This is a genomic window from Mitsuaria sp. BK037 (assembly GCF_014193045.1).
Classification (GTDB): domain Bacteria; phylum Pseudomonadota; class Gammaproteobacteria; order Burkholderiales; family Burkholderiaceae_C; genus Roseateles.
This window is the reverse complement of the sequence record NZ_JACHYS010000001.1, coordinates 1008942-1025572: the sequence shown is the minus strand read 5'-3', so window position 1 is coordinate 1025572 and position 16631 is coordinate 1008942. Positions and strand designations below refer to the sequence as shown.

Below are 16631 nucleotides of genomic sequence, written 5' to 3'. Positions count from 1 at the left end.
GAGTCGGTCTCGTGGGTCGGTCTCGGGAAGTCGGTCACGGCACGGACGTGGGAGCGTCGTCCCGCCGCACCACGGTCAGCGGCGACGCCGGCGCGGCGGGCCGTTCATGCAGCCGCGCGCCCTTGAGCCACAGCCGCAGCGCCTCCCAATGGATGCCGGCGACGACCTTCAGCGTCAGCAGCGGATAGGCGACGAGCAAGCGCAGCAGCCGGGCGTCGGTCAGCGGCGCGCGGTGCGCATCGAGCCGGGCATGCAGCACCGCGGCGCCGTCGGCCTCATGCACGCTGACGCCGATGGACAACGACTCGCGCGGCGGCTCGATGCGGAAGCGGTAGTGCACCGCCATGCCGAGGAAGGGCGACACGTACAGCCGCTTGTCGCTGCGCTGCTCGATCAGCGGCGCGGCGCGCTGGGCCGGGTCGACTTCGATCAGGTAGCTGTGCCGTTGGCCGAAGGTGTTGTTGACCTCGTAGAGGATCGCCAGCGGCGTGCCATCCGGCGCGTCGCAGAACCACACGCTCAGCGGATTGAAGGCGTAGCCGAGCAGGCGCGGCATCGTCAGCAGCCGGACCGCGCCACCGGCGGGCAGGCCGGCCGCCGCGAGTTGCGCATCGATCCACGCGCGCAGCCCGGCCACGTCGCCGGCGCGGCCGTCGCCATGGTCCGACGGACGGAAGCTGAAGAGGTTGAACCGCCCCAGCGAGAACCAGCGCAGCCGCGCATCGAGCGCCGGCAACTCGTCCAGGTCCAGCAGCAGCGAGAACATCCGATAGCTCAGCCGATGACGCAGCGGTCGCAGCCGCTGGTGCATCACCCGGCCGAGGTAGAGCGCGGAGGCGCCCGGGGCGCTCGCGCCGTCTAGTGCGCTCATGCCACCACCCCGGCCCGGTCGGCCAGCCCGGCCGCGCCGCGCGGCAGGTGGATGCGGCCGGATTCGTCCGGCACCGACCAGGGCCGGCGCACGCCGCCCAGCCCCTCGGCCACCGCCAGGCCCGCCTGCAGGCCATCCTCGTGGAAGCCCGATCCGAACCAGGCACCGCAGAACCAGGTGCGCTGCCGGCCCTGCAGCGACCAGAGCTCGCGCTGCGCGGCGATGCCGGCCGCGTCGAAGCGCGGATGCTCGTAGACCTCGGTGCGCAGCAGGTGATCGGGATGCGGCGGGACGGCCGGATTCAGCGTCACGAACAGCGGTTGCGCATCCGGCCCCTGCGGCAGGTGCGGCTGCAGCCGGTTCATCCAGTAGGTCACCGTCGGCGCCACCTGCCCGCTTTCACCTTGGCGCGAGGCGAGGTAGTTCCAGCTCGACCAGACCGCCCGGCGGCGCGGCATCAGCGCCGGATCGCGGTGCAGCACGGCCAGGTTGCGCGTGTAGGGAATGGCCCCGAGCAGGCGCCGCTCGGCGGCGCTGGGGGCGAGCAGCATGCGCAGCGACTGGTCCGCGTGCGTGGCCAGCACGACGTGGTCGAAGGGCGCGGTCCAGGCGCCGCGCCGGGTGCGCAGGCGCACGCCGTCCGGCTCGCGCGCGACGGCGATGACCGGCTCGTCGCGGTGGATGCGGTCGGCGAAGGACTGCGTCAGGCGTCGCACGTACTCGCGGCTGCCGCCCTCGACGGTGCGCCACACCGGCCGCCCGCTGACCCGCAGCAGGCCGTGGTTCTCGCAGAAGCGGACGAAGGCGGCCACCGGATAACGGCCGATGTCGGCGGCCGTCGAGGACCAGATCGCGGCGCCCATCGGATAGAGGTGGTCGTCGCGGAACGCGCGGCCGTAGCCGCGCGCGTCGAGGTAGTCGTCCAGCGCCAGGTCGCCGCTGGCCTGGGCATCGCGCGGGGCTTCCCGGTAGAAGCGCAGCAGGTCGCGCAGCATCGACCAGAAGCGCGGACGCAGCAGGTTGGCGCGCTGGGCGAAGAGGCCATTCAGGTCGGTGCCGGCGTATTCCAGCGCGCCGCCGTCCAGGCTCACCGCGAAGGACATGTCCGACGCGCGCGTCGGCACCGCCAGGTGGTGGAACAGCGCGCTCAGGTTGGGATAGGCCGGCTCGTTGTAGACGATGAAGCCGGTGTCCACCGGCACGCTCGCGCCCCGGTCCGGCGCGTCGACCGTGTGGCTGTGGCCGCCGATGCGACCGTCGGCCTCGAAGACCTGGACGTCGTGGCGCCCCGACAGCAGCCAGGCGCAGGACAGCCCCGAGATGCCGGCGCCGACGACGGCGATGCGCAGCGGACGGCCGTCCGGGGGGCTGGGGAAGTCGGGCGGGAGGGGGTCTGGGCCGGGCATCGTCGCGTCCTGGGGTTTGGCGCTTGTACGCGAACCGATCGGATTTGGATCGCCGGCCCGCGAACCGACCCTCCGGGCGCGGCCTCGGCCGGGCGAGGGTCGCCCGCATGGCGTCGGAGGCCCGACCCGGCGATGATCCGACCCGCCGTCCGTCGCGTATCAGGGCCCATGGGTACCCCGCATCGCGACGATCCGACCTCCGCCCCGGCCTCCGCGCCGGGCGAGGCGGCGTCCCCGTCCGCCTTGCCGAAAGCCCGCCACTTGAAGATCGTCCCGCTCGATCCGGACCGCCGGTCCGCGCCCCCGCCGTCCGAGCCGGACTGGGCGGCGCTGATGCGTCGCGTCGCCGAGCAGCACGATCGGGAGGCCTTCGGCCGGCTGTTCTCGCATTTCGCGCCGCGGCTCAAGAGCTACCTGATGCGCACCGGCAGCAGCGACGCCGCCGCCGAGGAACTCGCGCAGGACACGCTGGTGACGGTGTGGCGCAAGGCGGCGATGTTCGATCCGGCGCAGGCGGCGGTGTCGACCTGGATCTTCACCATCGGGCGCCGCCTGCGCATCGATGCCGCGCGGCGCCACCTGCTGGACGGCGCCGGCGACGAGTGTTTCGAGTTTGACCGCCTCCAGGCCGACCAGCCCGACGTGGCCGACCACGCCGACGCCGCGCGCCAGGGCCAGCGGATCCGGGAGGCGCTGTCGCGCCTGCCGCCGGAGCAGGCGCAGGTGCTGCGGCTGTCCTTCTACGAGGACGAACCGCATGCGCGGATCGCCTCGGAACTGGGATTGCCGCTGGGCACGGTGAAATCGCGCATCCGGCTGGCGGTGGCGCACCTGCGCCGGCTGCTGGATCCCTGAGCCGCCCGCGCGATCGCCTCGCCCCATCAATCACGCCACACCGTTCCCATCACGCCAGCCATCACCAATCACCGCCCTTCCCCTTCTGACCGCCCGACCATGCGCCCGCCCGACATCCACCATCACCCCGCCGACGAGCTGTTGCTGTCGCTGGCCGCGGGCACGCTGCCCACGGGCATCCGGCTGGTGACGGAAATCCATCTGGAGCTGTGCGCCGCCTGCCGCGAGCGGGTGGCGATGCTGCGGGCGGTCGGCGGGGCGCTGATCGAGGAGGAAGCGGCCGCGCCGATGCGCGATGACGCGCTGGCGCAGGCGTTCGCGCGGATCGACGCGATGGACGCGATCGAGGCCGTGGCCGGCGCGGACGGGGCGGCCATTCCCCGCAAGGTGCCGGCGCCGCCGCCGCTGCCGACCGGCGCGGTGTGGCCGCGGGCGCTGGCCGACTGCAGCGCGACGCGCTGGCGCTGGATCGGCCCGGGCATGCGCTGGAGCAAGGTCAGCGTGCCCGGCGCGCCGCAGGCCAATGTCTTCCTGCTGCGTATCGGGCCCGGCAAGTACCTGCCGCCGCACACGCACCGCGGGACCGAGCTGACGCAGGTCATCTACGGCCGGTTCCACGACGGGCGCGCGCTGTTCGGCCCGGGCGACTTCGACCTGGCCGACGGCGAGGTCCACCATCAGCCGGTGGTGCAGGAAGGCAGCGAATGCATCTGCGTGGCCGCTGTCGACGGCCGGCTGCATTTCGACGGCTTCATCGCCCGGTGGTTCGGGTCGCTCGTCGGGATGTGAGGGCGGCTGTCACCAGCGCGGCGACGCCGGACGACGCGCCGCTGACGACGGCGCCCCACGCCAGGTCGATGACGGTGATGAACCAGGGCCAGTCGCGCAGCGTGGCCTGATTGGTGAAGTCATAGGTCGCGTAGGCCAGGAAGCCGAAGCAGGCGCCCTGCGCGAACGCGAGCCGCGGACGGCCGCCCCGCAGCGCGGGCGCGACCGCGAAATGCACCAGCCCGGCGACGAACAGCGGATAGAAGATCGCCACCGCGCGCCAGTCGACGGTGGCGGCCATCAGGTGACCGATGGCCGGCTGGTAGAGCGCGGCGGTCATGGTGCCGAGCCAGACGGCATCCATCGCCAGGAAGACGACCAGCGTCGCGAGGTAGGCCAGCGGCCAGCGCCAGGTGGGCGCGGCGGCAGGCAGTGGGCGAGTCGTCGTGGTCGATGCATTCATCGCGATCTCCTGGGGGTTGGTTCACGGCAGCCGATAGCTCAGCACCCGCCCGCCCTTGACCACCGCATCGAGCCCGATCCAGCGGCCATCGGACCGGTCTCGCCACAGTGTCAGCTGCTGGCGCTGCGCGGGCTTGCCGGCGGCGGCGGGCGGCGTGGCGGTGAGGCGCCAGCGCATCGCCTCGACCTCGCGGCCGGCCACCGCAAGCGAGGCATCGGGCAGGCGCTCGATGCGGACCTCGTCGACCTCGCCGGTCTGCGGATTCAGCAGGCGCTGCTGTCGCACCAGCGCCGGATGCCAGTAGGCGTAGCTCATCAGGCAGTCCGACTCGGCGACGGCCGATGCCGATGCCGATGTCGATGTCGATGTCGACGGAGCCTGCGACGATGGCGATGTGGCCGACGGCCCTCGCGCATTGAAGGTCTTGTTGACCTCCACCGGCTTGCCATCATCGTCGGTGCGGCTCTGGATCGCCTGCAGGCAATCACCGCGCCAGCGCTCGCTGGCCTCGTGGCGGTAGCGGAAGACCGTGAGGCCGAGCAGCTTCACGTCGAAGCGGGCGAGGCTCCGCACGGTACGGGCCCCGGGCTCGCCCTCGACGACGAAGCGATGGGTGCCGATCGGCTTGCCGTCGAGGCGGACTTCAAAGTCCCAGGCGCCGCTCGCGGTCGTGCGCGCGTCGGCCCCTCGAGGCGTGGGCGTCGCGACAGCGCCCGACGCCGACGCGCCGTCTGCACCGGGCGCGCCATCGGCGCCGATCGCGGCGCCGCCAATCCAGGCGGCCGCAAGGACGGCGACGCGCAGGCCGAGCCTCGGCACGAGCGTTCGGCCCGCCCTCATCGAGCGCCGCTCCGTTTCGGCGGCCACGGGATGAACGCGCTGGTGCGGGCGATGTAGTCGCGATAGGCGGGACGCCGCTCACCGATGTCCTGCTCGAGCAGCGTCACGCCGCTGACCTTGAGCAGCAGCACCGTCATCAGGACCGGCGACGCGAGGCACCAGGCTTCGGTGGTTCCACCCGCCGACACGGCCATCAGCCCCAGCCCCCACCACACGCAGCTTTCGCCGAAGTAATTGGGATGCCGCGAATAGCGCCACAGCCCGCTGTCGAGCACGCGGTCGCGGTGCCCCGGCGCGCGGCGGAAGCGGCTGAGCTGCGCGTCGGCGATCGTCTCGATGAGCAGGCCGCCCGCGGCCAGCGTGGCGCCGACGGTGTCCCAGGCGGACCACACCGACCGGCCGCCGCCGCTGGCCGCGAGCATCGGCCAGGACACGACCCAGCCGAGCACCGCCTGCAGCAGGAACACCAGCCACAGGCTCTTGAGCCCGAAGCCGGGCTGGTTGCGCGCGCGGATGGCCTGGTAGCGCGGGTCCTCGCCATGACCCCAGTTCCGCACGGTGACATGGACACCGAGCCGCAGCGCCCAGACCAGCGTGATCGCCAGCATCACCTGCGCCCGGGCATCACCGCCGAGGCTGACGACATAGCAGGCCGCCGGCGCGGTGATGAAAGCCGACCACACGCGGTCGGCCAGGCTCGCGTCGCGCCGCGTGAGGCTCACCAGCCAGATGGGCAGCGCGATGGCGACGGCGATCGACAGGCCGATGCCGGCCGCGACGGCGAGTTCGACAGCGGAAGGCGCCATGTCCATCCCCGCTCTCAGCGCCGAGGCGCGAAGAGGTAGTGGCTGACCCACCACTGCTGCCCCTGGTCGTAGGCGAACAGTTCCTCGACCGAGAGCAGGAAGAGCCGCCAGCGCTGCCACCACATGGAGGCGTCGGCGGGGCCGTAGACGCGCTCGAAGAGCGGCATCAGCTCGCCCCGGTGCGCATCCAGGCGCTCCAGCCAGGCCGCCGCGGTGCGCGCGTAATGGCGGCCGTCCCAGCGCCAGCGCTGCTGCAGCGCCAGGTCGTCCTGGCAGAGCAAGGCCAGGTCGTCGCTGGGCATCATGCCGCCGGAGAAGAAGTGCCGGCTCATCCAGTCGGTGTCATCGCGGACCTCGAAGGCATAGGGCGCCTCGCGATGCGCGAAGACATGCAGGAAGAAGCGGCCATCGTCGCGCAACCAGTTCGACACCTTGCGGAAGGCGCGCGGCCAGTTGCGCAGGTGCTCGAACATCTCGACCGACACGATCCGGTCGAAGCGCCGGTCGAACTGGCCGTCCTCGCCCCAGGACGAGAAGTCGGCCGTCTGCACCTGCAGGTTGCGCAGGCCCAGCCGCAGCGCCTGCGCTTCGATGAAGGCCCGCTGCGAGGCCGAGTTCGACACCGCCAGGATCTGCGCCGCCGGCAGGTGCTGCGCCATCCACAGGCTCAGCGAGCCCCAGCCGCAGCCCAGCTCCAGGATCGTCTGTCCATCGGCGAGCCCGGCGCGCGCCGCGGTTTCCGCCAGCGCCGCCTCCTCGGCCGCCGCCAGCGTGTCGACGCCTTCGGGCCACCAGCAGCAGCTGTACTTGCGCCGCGGTCCCAGCATGGCCTCGAACAGCGCGGGCGGCAGCTCGTAATGCTGCGCGTTGGCCTGCTCCGGCAGCACCGCCAGCGGCGCGGCGCGCAGCCCGGCCAGGAAGTCCTGCGTCAGCGCGGCCGCCGCCTCGGGGTCCTGGTGATGCGCCTCGTCGAGCCGCAGGCGCAGCAGGCGCCGGATGCCCAGCCGCACCGCGGCCTCAGGCAGCAAGCCGCGCTCGGCGAGCCGGACGGCGATCGAGGAAATTGCAGGCGCCATGGCATGCCCTTCGGGGATTGGTCTGCCGCTTGTACGCCGGGCCGGGCGACTTGGATCTCCGGTGCGCGCGGGCGCGACGGTTGGCGGGCCGTGTGGTCCAAGGCGACGGCCATCCCGCCGCCGGCCTGAGGCGCGGCGCCCACCACCGCCCGCTGGCCCTCCCCGCCTCAGCCCGCCACCACCCGTCCCTTGCCGTCGCGCTTTCCGCGCAGCATCTCGTGGTCCGCGCGCTCGATGAGTTCCTGCGCGCCGGTCGTGTCGTCGGGCGAGAACACCGCGACGCCGACGGTCGCGCCCACCGCGACGATCGCGCCGGAGCTCAGCGCCACCGGCTCGCCGATGGCGTCGACGACGCGTGCCAGCACCGGCCGCCAGTCGTCGCCGTCCACACAGGTCAGCACCAGCACGAACTCGTCCCCGCCCAGGCGCGCCGCCGTGTCCAGCGGCCGGATGTGGGCCAGCAGCCGCCTCGCCACCGTCTCCAGCAACTGGTCGCCGGCGTCGTGCCCGTGCTCGTCGTTGACGGCCTTGAAGCCGTCCAGGTCCAGGTAGCAGATCGCCACCCGCTTGCGTTCCCGCCGCGCCACGCCAAGCGCCTGCTCGATCCGGTCGTGCAGCAGCACCCGGTTGGGCAGCTGCGTCAGCGCGTCGTGGAAGGCCGCGTGCGCCAGGTGCTCATGCGCCGCCTTCATCGGCGTGATGTCCACCGCCATCGCGAAGATCTCGGTCGCCGACAGCGGCGCCGCGCCGAAGTCCACCCACACCGCCTCGCCGCCCTTGCTGCGCATCCGGATCTGCGACCGGTAGTGGCCGTGCTCCGCCAGCGCCGAATACACCTGCCGCCCGACCTCCTCGTACTGCGCGTCGTCCCAGTAAAAGACCCGCGCCGGCGCGCCCTGCAGCTCGCCGGGCCCGTAGCCGAGGATGCGTTCCAGCGCGCGATTGCGCCAGGTGATGGTGCGGTGCTCGATCTTGGCCATGGCCACCAGGTCGCTGTCGAGCATCGCCGCCTGCTCGCGCTGCAGGCGCCGCGCCTGGGTGACGTCGCGCCCGGACGAGAACACGTAGAGCTCGCCACGGATCTCGGTGACGCTGAGCTGCAGCTCGACGTCGATCACCTGGCCGTCGTCCCGGCGATGCTGCACGTCCACGCGCTGCCGGTCGCCCGCCTTGATCTTCGCCAGCCAGGCATTGATCGCCGCCTCGTCCTGGTTGACGTCCCAGCTGCCGACGTGGCGCCCCATCAGCGAGGCGCGGGTGGACTTGAGCATCTCCGCGAAGGAGTCGCTCATCTCCACCAGCCGCCCTCGCCCGTCGATGATGTGGATCCCATCCGCCGAGACCCGCATCAGCGCCTGGATGCGCTTGCCCTGCTCGGCCAGCGCCGTCATGGCCTGCTCCTCGCGGCGGTTGGCGCGCCGCACATGCCAGGTGGCGAGCGCCACCAGCAGCCAGGCCAGCGCCGCCAGGGACGCCACCGTCCAGGCCTGTTCCCGCCAGGGCTTGAAGAAGCGCTCGTTGTTCACGCCGGCGTAAACGACGAAGGGCCAGTGGTCGAGCGCGCGGTAGGCGCTGGTGCGGTCGCGGCCGTCGATGCTCACCGTGGTGACCACGCTGCCCTGGCGGGGATTCGCCGCCAGCATCTCGCGCATCCGCGCCGAGACCTTCGTGTCGCCGACCTCGCCCTGCACCGGACTGCCCGGCGCGATGCGCGCGACCAGCCGCAGGTCGTCGCGGCGCAGCGTCATCGCGTCCAGCGGCGCCAGCTCGTAGCGCTCGAAGAGGTGGCGGAAGTGGTCGACGCCGACGCTCACGTAGAGGACGCCCGCGAAGCGGCCCCGCACGACCAGCGGCCGCACGAACGCCACCACCCAGTTGCCCGACACCCGCGAGACCAGCGGACCGGTCACCAGCGTCGCGGGCTCGGCGAGCGCGCGCGCCTGGAGGAAGTAGTCGCGGTCATGGACGCGCGCCGGCGCGCCGGCGGGCAGGCGCGTGCCCCAGCGGACCTCGCCGCTGGCGTCGGCGGCGCGGAAGGCCTCGATGCCGTGCAGCAGGCCGAAGCGCGCATGCAGCACCTCGTTGAGCACCGCGTCGGGGGCGCCGCCGGGCGCGGCCATCAGCCGCTCGAGCTCGGCGCCGGTGGCGCGCAGCACCGCGTCCACGCGGCCGATCTCGGCCTCGACGTTGAGCTGCGCAACGGCGGCCAGGCCTTCGGCGACATCGCGCGCCTGCGTCGCGTAGGTGCGATGGGACGCGTCCAGCACATGCCAGACCAGCGCCGCGAGCACGAGCGCGACGGTCAGGTTGGCGCCGACGAGCCAGGCCGTCATGCGACGCCGGCGTTTGGCGGCACCGTCGACAAGGAGTTGCGGATCGGTCAGCGGCATGGCTTGCGAAGCATCGGCTCCGGCGCGCCGGGCGGGCGCTGAGCCCTGTCCCGGCTGGTCTCCCTGCGAGGTGGCCGGTCCCGTGGCCGGCCTCAGGGCCAGTCTACTGAGCCCCGGCCCTGTGACGCGATGCCCGTAAACCCGGGAATGCGGGGGGTGTCACAGCCCCTCCATCGCCCGTTCCTGGGCCTTGTCCTTGAGCGTGCCGCCCTTGGGCGCGAGCAACTCCCGCGCATTGGGGATGCCGGAGCCGGCCTGCTCGGGCGGCGGCGGGGCCTTGTAGGCCGGCATCACCGACACCGTGCCGCCCTTGACCTTCTGCTCGGCGCTGCCGCGCGGGCAGGCCTCGTTGGTGTAGAGCACCTGGCCGTCGACGACGCAGCGGCGCACACCGCCCGGGGACGGCGCCGAACCGCCACTGGGCCCCGCCGGCGTGTCGTTGCCGGTGTGCAGCTTCGGCAGCTCGACCTTGCCGGCCTGGCGCTCCAGCTCGCGCGTGGCATCGCGCAGGAACGGGATCTCGTCACGCTTCTTCCAGCCGATGACGCCGAGCACCACGACGATGACGATGAGCAGCACTGCCCGCATGAAATCTTCTCCCTGATGTCGCGCACTGCGGCGCGTTGGTTGGCGGCCGGTCCGCGCAGGACCGGCGGCTGCGCATGATATCGACGCCCGCGCTCACGGCGGCGCTGGCGCTGGCGAGCCGGCATCCTCTCGCGCCATCGCCAGAGGGAGCCCGCGGAGCGATCGCCGTCCCTAGCGTGTCGACGGCGGCGCCGACGCGCCCTTGGCCGCGGCGCGTACGGCTGCCAGTTCGCGCATGAGCCACGCCTTGCTCTCGACCGGCGAGGCGCCCGCACAACGCACCAGGTAAGGCTTGCCGCTCATGCTGCTCTTCGAGGCGCCGAGCTCGATGAACTGCTCCGCTGTTTTCACGAGCTGCTTGTCCTCGAGGTAGGCGAGCTTGCGTTCCAGGTGCCGCTTCGCGTCGGACGCCGAGTGCCAATCGCCGTTGCGATTGAACTCGCAGGACGAGGCTTGCAGTCGCCCCAGCAAGGCGGTGACCTCGGCCTTCGCCGCCGCGGGCAGTGGATCGGCCCGGCCGGCGATCGGCGCGGCCAGCGCCAGGGCGAGGAGCATCGGGATCAGGGGAGTGCGCATGGGACAGGGGGTCGAGTCAGCGAGAGGCGGCGATCTTGCCACGCGACCCGCCTCGCGGACGGCGGGCTGAGGCACACTTCGCCGCCAACCCGTCGTCCCCCTCCAGCTGTCCGGCCCCCGCGCATGACCCGTCCGAACGATTCCACCGCCACGGTCGCTTCGCCCCCGGACCGCCCCGCCCCCGTCTCCTTCCGGGAAGCCTTCCTCTTCTGGCTGAAGCTGGGCTTCGTCAGCTTCGGCGGCCCGGCCGGGCAGATCGCGATCATGCATGCCGAGCTGGTCGAGCGTCGCCGCTGGATCAGCGAGCGGCGCTTCCTGCATGCGCTCAACTACTGCATGCTGCTGCCCGGCCCCGAGGCCCAGCAGCTCGCCACCTACATCGGCTGGCTGATGCACCGTGGCTGGGGCGGCATCGTCGCTGGCGGACTCTTCGTGCTGCCATCGCTGTTCATCCTCGTCGCGCTGTCGTGGATCTACGTCGCCTTCGGCACGCTGCCGGCGGTCGCGGGGGTCTTCTACGGGATCAAGCCCGCGGTCACCGCGCTCGTGCTGCACGCGGCCCACCGCATCGGCCGTCGCGTGCTGCGCAACGGCTGGCTGTGGAGCATCGCGGTCGCGGCGCTGGTGGCGATCCTCCTGGACCTGCCCTTCCCGCTCATCGTGCTGGGCGCCGGGATCGCCGGCGCGATCGGCGCGCGCTTCGCGCCGCAGGTGTTCTCGCCCGGTGCCGCGCACGCCGCCGCGCAGGCCGGCTACGGCCCGGCGCTGATCGACGACGACACCCCGACGCCCCCGCACGCCCGCTTCACTCGCGCTCGCCTCGCCCGGGTGCTGATCGTGGGCCTGGGGTTGTGGCTCGCCGCGATGGGCACCTTGACCGCCCTGTATGGGCTCGACGGCGCGTTCACGCAGATGGGGCTGTTCTTCACCAAGGCCGCGTTGATGACCTTCGGCGGCGCCTACGCGGTGCTGCCCTACGTCGTGCAGGGCGCCGTCGAGCACCACCACTGGGCCACCGGGCCGCAGATGATCGATGGCCTCGCGCTGGGCGAGACCACGCCGGGGCCGCTCATCATGGTGGTCGCCTTCGTCGGATTCCTGGGCGGATGGAAGGAACAGGTCTTCGGACCGGACGCGCTCTTCGCCGCCGGTGCCGCGGCGGCGACGCTGGTCACCTGCTTCACCTTCCTGCCCTCCTTCGTCTTCGTGCTGGCCGGCGGCCCGGTCATCGAGGCGACCCACGGCGACCTGCGCCTGACCGCGCCGCTGACCGCGATCACCGCGGCCGTGGTGGGCGTGATCGTCAACCTGGCGCTGTTCTTCGCCGGCCACGTGTTCTGGCCGCAGGGACTGGGCGGTCCCTTCGACGCCACGTCCGCGCTGATCGCCGCCGGCGCGGCCGTCGCGCTGTTCCGCTTCAAGTGGGGCGTGATCCCGCTGCTCAGCGCGTGCGGCGCGATCGGGCTCGCGCTGGCGCTGGCGATGCCGGCGGCGTGACGGCGGCGGCGTCGAGTGCCTCGCCCATCGACGCCAGGAAGCCTTCCCGGTCGAAGCACTGCCCCTGGGCCCAGTTCTCCTCGCAGGTCCGGCCCAGCCGCTCCAGCTCCGCATCCTGCGCGTCGAGTTCGGCGCGCATGCGGGCGATCTCCTCGCGCCGCCGCTTCAGGCTGGCCTGCACCAGTTCATGTGGCAGCCGGCCATCCACTTCCTGCGCCAGCGCCTGCCGGATGCCGTCGAGCGAGAAACCCAGACGCTGCGACAGCTGGATGAACTGCAGCCGCTGCAGCGTCTCCGGGCCGTACTCGCGATAACCGTTCAGGCCGCGCTCGCCCTCCGGCAACAGCCCGCTCGCTTCATAGAACCGGATCGCCGAGGGCTTGATCCCGAGCTGTTTCGCCAGTTCCCCAATCCGCATTCAAAACCCCTTGACCTTCAACTCAGCTTGAAGCTTACGCTGGCGGCCTTCTCTCTTTCCAACCGCCCCTTTCTCCGGGCGAGTCCCTGTCCATGTCGATCGCTGCCTCCTCCGCCCTGCACTTGCCGCTGGTCCTGCCGACCGGCCAGACCTTGAAGAACCGCATCGCGAAGGCCGCGATGGAAGAGATGCTGGCGGAGCCCGGCCAAGTGCCCGGCGCCCACAGCCAGGCGCTCTACCGCCGCTGGGCCGAAGGCGGCGCCGGGCTGCTGATCACCGGCAACGTCATGGTCGCGCCCGACGCGCTGACCAGCCCCGGCGGTCTGGTGCTCGAGGCCGGCACGCCGCTGGACGCCTTCCGGGCCTGGGCCCGCGCCGCACAGGCCGGCGGCACCAAGGTCTGGATGCAGATCAACCACCCAGGCCGACAGGTGTTCGCGGCACTGGGCAATCCGGGTTACGCGCCGTCCGAGGTCGCGCTCGAGATGGGCAAGCACGGCAAGCTGTTCGCACCGGTCCGCGCGCTGACCGCCGCCGAGATCGGCGCCATCGTGGGCCGCTTCGCCGACACCGCCCGCGCCGCGCGCGAGGCCGGCTTCGACGGCGTGCAGGTCCATGCCGCCCATGGCTACCTGCTGTCGCAGTTCCTGTCGCCGCTGGCCAACCGCCGCGACGATGGCTACGGCGGCCCGATCGCCCACCGCGCCCGCCTGCTCATCGAGGTCGTGCGCGCCGTCAAGGCCGCCGGCGGCCCCGGCTTCGCCATCTCGGTGAAGCTCAACAGCGCCGACTTCCAGCGCGGTGGCTTCGACGAGGCCGACGCTCGCGCGGTCGTCGAGATGCTGAACGCCGAAGGCATCGACCTGCTCGAACTGTCCGGCGGCAGCTACGAGAGCCCCGCGATGCAGGGCCGCACCGCCGACGGTCGCACGCTGGCGCGCGAGGCCTATTTCCTGGAGTTCGCGCAAGGCCTGGCCCGGCACGCGCGCATGCCGGTGATGACGACCGGCGGCATCCGCCGGCGCGCCGTCGCCGAACGCGTGCTGGCGGGCGGGATCGCGGTGGTCGGGCTGGGCACCGCGCTCGCCTACGAGCCGGACCTGCCGACGCGCTGGATCAAGGCCGAGGCGGTCGCCGAGCCCGTCACCGTGACCTGGAAGAACAAGGTGCTGGGCAGCCTCGCGACGATGGCGCTGGCACGGCGGCAGCTGGCGCGCATGGCCTCGGGCGCATCACCGTCGCGGCGCCTGTCGCCGCTGGTGACCTTGCTGATGGACCAGTGGCGCGCCTCGCGGCTCACGCGGCGCTATCGCGCCTGGCGGGCGGCCACGGCCGTGCCGCAGCGCTGATCGGAGCGACGGGGCCAGGCGCCCCACGGACCCGCAAGAGCCCGCACGGGTCCGCACGGGTCCGCACGGGTCCGCACGGGAAGCATCGCGGCGCGCGAGCCGGACACAATGGCGGCCTCGACATCCTTCGCCGCCTGTTCGGCGCCTGCTCGTCGCCATGTCGTCTCCTTCGCCCCCTGTCCCTCCGACGCTCTCCCCGTCGCGCCCGGATCCGGCGCCACTCCCTCGGGAAATCGCGGACCGGTTGCAGCGCGCCGCCCGCCGCTTCCGCGCACCGGCGCTACCGGACTCGCTCGCAGAGGCCCGGACCCACGGGACCGCGACCGCACTCGCCACCTCGATCGAGCGCGCGCGGCAGGCCCTGGACGCCGGCTCGGCACCAGGCGACGATGTTCGCGCGCTGTTCCTCGACGCCCTCGCGCGGCACATCGCCGAGGCCATGCGGCCGGAGCACGGCGATGCCGCGCTCCAGGCGATGGTGCTGCGCCATCGCTCGCCCGCCGTGCGCGAGTTCGCCTCGCTCAATGCGCATGCGGAGGCGGACCGGCGGCAGATCCGTTCGGCGGCCAATGCGCTGGCCCATCCGGCGAAGCTGCAGGACCACCCCGCCGGCGAGATCCGGGACGGCTTGCAGCGCATGCGGCAGGCAAGCGCCGCGGCGGACTGGTCCGACGTCGACGACGCGATCATGGACCTCCTGGGCTTGCCCGAGGTGCAGGACGAGCCGGTGCTGTTTCGCAGCCTGGAGCGGATCGTCAGCGATGACGCGCTCAGGCGGCTTTGCCGGATCGAGGCGCTGGGCCAGCGGGACGAGGTGCAGCGATATCGCGCGCTGTGGGCACGGCAAGGCCCCGCGGCGGGCACCGGGCAGGCCACCGCGGCCGGCAGCGACGCGCAGCGCCGCGGCGACGCCGTGGAAGCGCTTGCCGCGCAGGCGCTCGAGGTCCTGGCCGCGCGTCTGAATGCGGAAGAGCACCCGCCGCGCTACCGCGTGGCGACTTCCTTGAAGGTGCCGTCGTCGATCCCCGGCGATCCGCGGCGCGCCAAGAGCGAGTGGGATGTCGCCCTGCTGCGGCGCCACGACGCCAGTACCTGGGACCTGCTCCTGCTGGTCGAGGCCAAGGCCTCGGCCGATGCAGCGACCACCGACCTGCCCCGGCTGCTGCGCGGCCTGCGGCTGCTGGCGCAGGCGGACCCGCGGTCGACCTATGCCTTCGCCTCGCATCAAGGCGAGATCGCCTTGCGGGGCGCCTCGCTGCGCGCCCTGCCGACCGAGGAAGACGACCTGGCCCGCGCGGTGCTCTATTGCAGCGACGCGCCGGCCGAGCAGGCACCGCGGCTGCTCAGCGCCGCGAGCCGCATGCAGTTGCTGTCGACACCGGCGAGCCTGGACTTCGCCGATCGGCTCGAGCGCGGTGCCTCGGTCGAACCCCGCCAGCTCAAGGCGGTCTGGGACCAACTGCTGACGGCGCCCGCCTTCAAGCCGGTGCTGCGCCAGCATGCGACGCTGCGGACCGTGCGCGAGCTCATGCTCCATCCGAGCGACCTGATGGCGGTGGCCCAGGACACGCCGGACTCGACCTAGTCCACCGACCGTGCAGCCCGGCTGCGAAACAATCCCGCGATCCCGCAGCCCCGCCCTGCACCTCCGCACTCCCGCACTTCCGCGATCCCGCGTTTCCAACCGAGAGAACGACCCGCCATGCCCCGCGCCTTCCTGCCCTCCTTCGCCCGGCGACTGCCGAGCCGGTCGACCTGCCTGGCCGCCTTGAGCGGACTCGCCTGCCTGACCGGCCTGGCCGTGTCGCCCGCCGCCGTCGCCCAGCCGGTGATGGCGCGCGAGAACCTCAACGCCACGCTCTGGTTCCAGACCGCGGTCGAACGCCAGGCCGCCACGCTGGCGGTCTACCGCGCCGCGACGGCCCGGCTGGGCGCGGCGCGTCGGGCCACGCGCGAGACGGCCTCGCTGGAACAGGCGGCGCAGGGCGGCTTCTCGCGCAAGCCACCGGCCATCGTGCTGGACGTGGACGAGACCGTGCTCGACAACTCGCCCTATGAGGCCTGGCAGATCCGCGACGGTCGCAGCTACGAGGAAAGCAGCTGGGCCGCCTGGGTGGCCAGCGCCCAGGCCGCCGCCATTCCCGGCGCGCCCGAGTTCATCGCACGGGCGCGCGCGACCGGCTTCCGGGTCGTCTTCATCACCAACCGGCGTTGCCCGGCCGACGGCCCCTTCGGCCCGGACGGCCTCCACGCCGCCTGCCCGCAGAAGGCGCAGACGATCGCCAACCTGAGCCGCGTGCTCGGCCATGCGGTCGCGCCCGCCGACGTGATGCTGCGCGGCGAGCGCGCGGAATGGGCGGCCTCGGACAAGACGCCGCGCCGGGAGGCCGTCGCGCGCACGCACCGCATCGCGATGCTGGTCGGCGACGACCTCAACGACTTCGTCCCGCGCGCCCGCTACGTCGAGCAGGACCACGCCGCGCGCTGGGGCACGACCTGGGTCCCGATTCCCAATCCGACCTATGGCTCCTGGGGCGATGCGCTGTCGCTCACCCAGCGCTACGCGGCCTTGAAGCCGTGGGCCGGTCCCGCGGCCGCCGAGCCCGCTACGGCAGGCACAACGGGCTCAGCGGGCACGGCGAACTCAGCGGGGACTGCGGCCGCGGCAGCCGCGGCGGCTTCCGCCGCCTCGGCTCAATAGCCGGATTCGATCCCCGGGCTCGATACC

The 16631-nt window shown here is 72.6% G+C and carries 16 protein-coding genes; 6 read left to right on the top strand and 10 right to left on the bottom strand.

Going from position 1 to position 16631, the window contains the following annotated elements; translation table 11 throughout:
- Window positions 1-34 precede the first annotated feature (34 nt).
- Window positions 35-871: a DUF1365 domain-containing protein gene (locus tag FHT37_RS04470; RefSeq protein WP_183479092.1), complete on the bottom strand. Its 837-nt coding sequence runs from the start codon at window positions 869-871 to the stop codon at window positions 35-37.
- Window positions 868-2277: an NAD(P)/FAD-dependent oxidoreductase gene (locus FHT37_RS04465; RefSeq protein ID WP_183479090.1), complete on the bottom strand. Its 1410-nt coding sequence runs from the start codon at window positions 2275-2277 to the stop codon at window positions 868-870. Before FHT37_RS04465 ends, FHT37_RS04470 begins: the two co-directional genes overlap by 4 nt.
- A gap of 261 nt (window positions 2278-2538) precedes the next feature.
- On the opposite strand from FHT37_RS04465, the gene FHT37_RS04460 reads away from it, so the two are divergent.
- Window positions 2539-3132, top strand: a complete 594-nt coding sequence (locus tag FHT37_RS04460; RefSeq protein WP_254783275.1) for a sigma-70 family RNA polymerase sigma factor — start codon at window positions 2539-2541, stop codon at window positions 3130-3132.
- A 99-nt stretch (window positions 3133-3231) separates the two neighbouring features.
- Window positions 3232-3921 carry a ChrR family anti-sigma-E factor gene (locus FHT37_RS04455; RefSeq protein ID WP_091724302.1) on the top strand — a complete coding sequence of 230 codons (690 nt, stop codon included), beginning with the start codon at window positions 3232-3234 and terminating at the stop codon, window positions 3919-3921.
- On the opposite strand, the gene FHT37_RS04450 is transcribed toward FHT37_RS04455, so the two are convergent.
- The 7 genes from FHT37_RS04450 to FHT37_RS04420 all read right to left on the bottom strand — a co-directional run bounded on the left by FHT37_RS04450 (window position 3884) and on the right by FHT37_RS04420 (window position 10639).
- Complete coding sequence (locus tag FHT37_RS04450; RefSeq protein ID WP_183479088.1) at window positions 3884-4363, bottom strand: DUF2177 family protein; 480 nt, start codon at window positions 4361-4363, stop codon at window positions 3884-3886. The two genes, FHT37_RS04455 and FHT37_RS04450, sit on opposite strands and share 38 nt — an antisense overlap.
- Window positions 4364-4384: 21 nt before the next feature.
- Entirely contained in the window at window positions 4385-5203 is an 819-nt protein-coding gene (locus FHT37_RS04445) for a DUF6134 family protein (RefSeq protein ID WP_183479086.1), read from the bottom strand.
- The gene (locus tag FHT37_RS04440; protein ID WP_183479084.1) at window positions 5200-6009 is read right to left on the bottom strand and encodes a DUF1295 domain-containing protein; all 810 of its coding nucleotides are present in this window, start codon (window positions 6007-6009) and stop codon (window positions 5200-5202) included. Before FHT37_RS04440 ends, FHT37_RS04445 begins: the two co-directional genes overlap by 4 nt.
- Window positions 6010-6023: 14 nt before the next feature.
- Window positions 6024-7085 carry a cyclopropane-fatty-acyl-phospholipid synthase family protein gene (locus FHT37_RS04435; RefSeq protein ID WP_183479081.1) on the bottom strand — a complete coding sequence of 354 codons (1062 nt, stop codon included), beginning with the start codon at window positions 7083-7085 and terminating at the stop codon, window positions 6024-6026.
- A gap of 167 nt (window positions 7086-7252) precedes the next feature.
- The gene (locus FHT37_RS04430; RefSeq protein ID WP_183479079.1) at window positions 7253-9475 is read right to left on the bottom strand and encodes a diguanylate cyclase domain-containing protein; all 2223 of its coding nucleotides are present in this window, start codon (window positions 9473-9475) and stop codon (window positions 7253-7255) included.
- 159 nt (window positions 9476-9634) lie between these two features.
- A complete protein-coding gene (locus tag FHT37_RS04425; RefSeq protein ID WP_147240459.1) occupies window positions 9635-10063 on the bottom strand; it encodes a hypothetical protein in 429 nt (142 codons plus the stop codon).
- 171 nt (window positions 10064-10234) lie between these two features.
- On the bottom strand, window positions 10235-10639 hold the full coding sequence (locus FHT37_RS04420; RefSeq protein ID WP_183479077.1) for a DUF5329 domain-containing protein: 405 nt from the start codon (window positions 10637-10639) through the stop codon (window positions 10235-10237).
- 123 nt (window positions 10640-10762) lie between these two features.
- On the opposite strand from FHT37_RS04420, the gene chrA reads away from it, so the two are divergent.
- Window positions 10763-12136 carry a chromate efflux transporter gene (chrA, locus tag FHT37_RS04415; RefSeq protein WP_183479075.1) on the top strand — a complete coding sequence of 458 codons (1374 nt, stop codon included), beginning with the start codon at window positions 10763-10765 and terminating at the stop codon, window positions 12134-12136.
- Here the strand turns inward: chrA and FHT37_RS04410 are convergent.
- On the bottom strand, window positions 12081-12554 hold the full coding sequence (locus FHT37_RS04410) for a MerR family transcriptional regulator (RefSeq protein ID WP_183479073.1): 474 nt from the start codon (window positions 12552-12554) through the stop codon (window positions 12081-12083). The genes chrA and FHT37_RS04410 overlap by 56 nt on opposite strands.
- Before the next feature lie 92 nt (window positions 12555-12646).
- Here FHT37_RS04410 and FHT37_RS04405 point away from each other — a divergent pair, with 92 nt between their 5' ends.
- The 3 genes from FHT37_RS04405 to FHT37_RS04395 all read left to right on the top strand — a co-directional run bounded on the left by FHT37_RS04405 (window position 12647) and on the right by FHT37_RS04395 (window position 16604).
- The gene (locus tag FHT37_RS04405; protein WP_183479071.1) at window positions 12647-13903 is read left to right on the top strand and encodes an NADH:flavin oxidoreductase/NADH oxidase family protein; all 1257 of its coding nucleotides are present in this window, start codon (window positions 12647-12649) and stop codon (window positions 13901-13903) included.
- 244 nt (window positions 13904-14147) lie between these two features.
- Window positions 14148-15488 carry a 3-deoxy-D-arabino-heptulosonate 7-phosphate synthase gene (locus FHT37_RS04400; RefSeq protein ID WP_221210954.1) on the top strand — a complete coding sequence of 447 codons (1341 nt, stop codon included), beginning with the start codon at window positions 14148-14150 and terminating at the stop codon, window positions 15486-15488.
- Window positions 15489-15605: 117 nt separating this feature from the next.
- Window positions 15606-16604 (top strand): 5'-nucleotidase, lipoprotein e(P4) family, encoded by a 999-nt coding sequence (locus FHT37_RS04395; RefSeq protein WP_183479069.1) that lies wholly within the window; start codon window positions 15606-15608, stop codon window positions 16602-16604.
- Window positions 16605-16631: the final 27 nt, after the last annotated feature.